2 protein-coding genes and 2 pseudogenes are annotated in these 3,692 nt (G+C 80.1%); all 4 read right to left on the bottom strand.

Annotation, left to right across the window (positions count from 1 at the left end; translation table 11 throughout):
• Positions 1 to 904 (bottom strand): annotated as a pseudogene (locus ABD067_RS12220) (hypothetical protein); the annotation flags it as partial.
• Positions 901 to 1,554: a hypothetical protein gene (locus ABD067_RS12215; RefSeq protein WP_343895572.1), complete on the bottom strand. Its 654-nt coding sequence runs from the start codon at positions 1,552 to 1,554 to the stop codon at positions 901 to 903. The pseudogene ABD067_RS12220 and the gene ABD067_RS12215, both read right to left, overlap by 4 nt.
• The gene (locus tag ABD067_RS12210; protein ID WP_343895571.1) at positions 1,551 to 2,570 is read right to left on the bottom strand and encodes an NADH-quinone oxidoreductase subunit H; all 1,020 of its coding nucleotides are present in this window, start codon (positions 2,568 to 2,570) and stop codon (positions 1,551 to 1,553) included. The genes ABD067_RS12215 and ABD067_RS12210 overlap by 4 nt, the downstream gene beginning before the upstream one ends.
• A gap of 5 nt (positions 2,571 to 2,575) precedes the next feature.
• Positions 2,576 to 3,692 (bottom strand): annotated as a pseudogene (locus ABD067_RS12205) (hypothetical protein); the annotation flags it as partial.

Genomic DNA, 3,692 nt, shown 5'->3' with positions numbered 1-3,692 from the left:
ACCCCCCCCCCGCGCCGCCGAGGCCGAACCCCACCGCGGCGAGCCCGACCAGCCCCGCGGCGCCCCGGCCCGGCAGCCCCCGCGCCGCCGCGCGAAACGGCAGCCTCCAAGCCGACACCGCGGCGAGCCCCGCCGTGGCGAGGCCCACAGCCACCAGCAGCGCCGACGCGGGCAAGGCGCCGGACGTCGGCCCCGCCGCCTCCGCCGCGCGGAGCACGGCGTGCAGCGCGGCCGGCGGGAGCAGTCCGGCCACCAGCGCCACCACCGGCGGCGCCGCGACAGCCGCCGCCCGGGGAAGCCAAGCGTGCAACGGCGCCAAGCCGGCGACGGCGCCGTGACCCGCCAGCACCAGCACGAACCCCAGGTTCTCCAAGCCGGACGGCGCCGCCGCCACGCCCCGGTGCAGCAGCGCGACGCCGAGCAGCGCCAGCGACAGGCCGGCGCCGCAGGACAACAGCATCCGCCAAGCCGCGACAAAGGCGCGACGCCGCCCCGCCCCGCCCGCAAGCGCCACCATCGCCACCCCGGAGCCGGTCGCCACCGCCAGCCCGATCCAGGCCACCGCCGCGTCATCGGCCAGCAGCGCCAGCGCTTGCGCCCCCTGGAGCAGCGGAAAACCCGCCGCGACGAACCGGTTCTCCCCGCCCGGCGCGTCGGCCGGGGCCGCCCCGGCGTTCCAAACCGCGACCAGCAGCGCGGCCGCGGCGCCGGCCAGCAGCAGCGCGACGCCGAGCGCGTCGGCCGTCGGCCGCTCCGCGCCGTTCCGTGCGGCGAGCGCGACCGCCGCGGCGAAGGAAGCGAACGCGACGGCCGGGCCGACGAAGGCCGGCCGCCTCGGGCGCAGCGCGGCGAGCAGCGCCGCCCCCGCCCAAGGCACCGCGACCGGCAGCCAGACCGGAATCACCGGCGCGCGGCCCGGAACAGCGTCCGCAGGGAAACGCCCTGTGTGCCGCTGCCGCCGCGCGCCGTCGCCAGCGCGACGCAGGCCACGAACCCCGGCGACAGCACCGCCAGCGCCGCCGCGCCCGGCAGCGCCCCGCCGGCGTGGACGAGCCCGAGCAGCGCCCCGTTCTCCGCGGCCACCAGCCCGGCCAAGCCGGAGAAGACGCCCCGCCGGAGCCGCATCGCCAACACCCCCACGAGCAGCGTGGCGAGCGCCAGCGCCAAGCCTTCCCGGGTCCCGGACGCGACGCCGGCGCCCGTCGGCACCACCGCGGCGACGGCCAGCACCGCCAGCCCGCCGCCCAGCAGGAGCGGCGCGGGGCCAGCCGCCTCCCGCGCCGCCGCGCCGCGGCCATCCGCCGCCATCCGGAGCAGCGCGGGAAGGAGCAGCGCACGCCCCGCCAGGGCGCCGAACGCGACGAACCAAAAAGATGGCGCCGCCGCCCCGCTCCAAACGGCGGACGCCGCGGCGAGCGCAAGGAGCCCGCCTTGCCAAGCCACCAGACGCGCCGCTGCGTCCGGCCTCCGCCGGGTCGGCAAGAAGAGGCCGAGCAGCAGCATCGCCGCGCCGGCGAGGTTCGGCACCGCCTCGGCGAAGGACGCGCCGTTCAAGCCGCCACGCCCCCGAGCAGCAGCAACGCCGCCGCCACCGCCGCCAGCGCCACCGCGCCGACGCCCAAGGCCGGCACCCGCTCCGGGTGCGGCGCGACGAGGCCGCCCTCCACGGCGGCGGCCGCGACGCACGCTAGGCCGAACCCCGCCATCCCGAACAAAGGCCCGAGCACCGCGCCGCCCGGGGGCGACCAGGGCAACAGCGCCAGCAGCAGCGCGAGGAACAGGGTGCGGCGCAGCGCCCGCGCGTAATCCCAGAGCGCGAGGTGCCAGCCAGAAAAGTCCATCCCGGCCGCCTCCGGCGCGGTTCCGAGGTCGTGGAGCATCGCGCCGCCGCCCACCCCCCCGACCGGCGGTCCCGGCGTTTCGGACGCGGCCACCAGCAGCACCGCCGCCAGCGCCAGCAACAGCGGCGCCCGTGCCCCAAGCGCGACGGCCCCGTCCGGACCCGCGTCGGCCCCGCCGGACGCGGCCGCCGCCCCGGCGAGCGCCGCCGCGCACAGCGCCACCAGCAGCAGCGCCGGCTCGAACAACGCCGGTTGCGCCGCCAGCCGCGACGCGCCGAGGCCGCCGGCGGCGGTGCCGGCGTCGGCCAGCGCCAGCGCCAACGCGAAGCGCGACAAGCCGAGCAGCGCGGCGATCAGCACCAGATCGCCCGACACCGGCGCCGGCGCGGGCGCGACCGGATCGAGGGACAGCGCGGCGGGCGCTGGGCCGAGGAGCGTCGGGCCGCCGAGGCCGGGGAGCAGCACGGGCGGCAGCAGCCCGGCCGCGAGCGCCAGCGCCCCGACCGCCACCAGCGGCGCCGCCGCGGCCAACGGCGAAGCGCCCGGCGCCAGCACCGGCAGCCGGCGCAGGCCGCGCGCAAGGTCGCGGTAGGGCTGTAGCGGCGAAGCGCCGCGCCGCCCCTCCAACCGCGCTCGCACCCAATGCGTCAGCCCGGCGACCAGCGGCGCCGCCGCCAGCAGCAGCGCGGCGTGCAGGATCTGGAGGAGGAGCCCGCTCCAGGGCGCCACCGCCTTCACCCGCCCCCGGCGACGGCCAGCGCCGCCAAGGCCGCCGCGAGGAGGAAGAGCGCGCCGCCCAGCGCCGCGCCCGCGGTGGTTCGGGAAGGAAGCGGGGCGCCCGTCACCGTCGCCCGGAGGCGGCGAACGAGCGACGACGACGCGCGCCGCGCCGCCGCCGGTCCGCCGAGCAAGCCCAGGAGCGGCTCGGCCAGCCCGGCGGCGCTCGGCTGCGTCAACGGCTCGCCGAAGGGCAAGTGCGGCGGCGGCGCGAGGAACCCGCCCTCCCAAGCCGGCCCGCGCCCCGCCCCGCCCGGCGGCGCCAGCCGCAGCACCAAGGCGGCGACCGCGAGGCCGAACAGCGCGAGCAAGGCCGCGAGCAGCAGCGGCGCGTAAGCGGCGCCACCCTCCGCCAACGCCAAGCCGGCGCCGCGCGTGGGCACCGGCGCCCGGCCGGCGACCACGGCCAGCGCCGCCCGGCCCCAGGCGAGCGCCAAGCCCGGCGCCAACCCCAGGAGCACCAACGGCGCGACGGGGAGCAGCAGCGCCCAGCAGGACAGGCCCGCCGCGTCCCGCGCGCCCGCGGCGCGCGGCGTCCGCGGCCGGCCGAGAAAGGCGGCGGCGAAGAACCGCAGCATCGCAGCGGCGAGGACCGCCGACGCCGCCCCGGCGAGCACGAGTCCCCCCGCGCAGAACAGCGGCAAGGCGGCGCCGCCCAAGCGCCACCCGGACACCAGCGCTTGCATCAAGGCCCAGGAGCCGGCGAAGCCCGGGAACAGCGGCAGCATCGCCAGGGTCATGACGGCGGGCAGCGCCGCCGCCATGGCGGCGATGGGCATGAACCGCGCCAGCCCGCCGAGGCGGTCGAGCCGCGCGCTCCCCGCGGACCGCGCCAGGAGCGCCGCCACCAGCGCCAGCGCCGCCACCGCCAAGCCGCCGCCCGCGGCCAGCAGCAACCCTCCGCCGACGGCCAGCGCCGCCAGGGCGCCAAGGTCCGCGCCGCGGAACACCAGCGCCGCGCCGAGCGCCATCGCGCAAAGGCCCGCCACGGCGGCGCCGGCGAACCGGGCCACGCGCCCCGCGTCCTCCGGGTGGATGGCGTCGGTCCACCGCCGGCCCAGCCATTCCTCCTGG

The organism is Craurococcus roseus (genome assembly GCF_039523795.1).
GTDB lineage: Bacteria > Pseudomonadota > Alphaproteobacteria > Acetobacterales > Acetobacteraceae > Craurococcus > Craurococcus roseus.
This window is presented reverse-complemented; position numbering and strand designations above follow the sequence as displayed.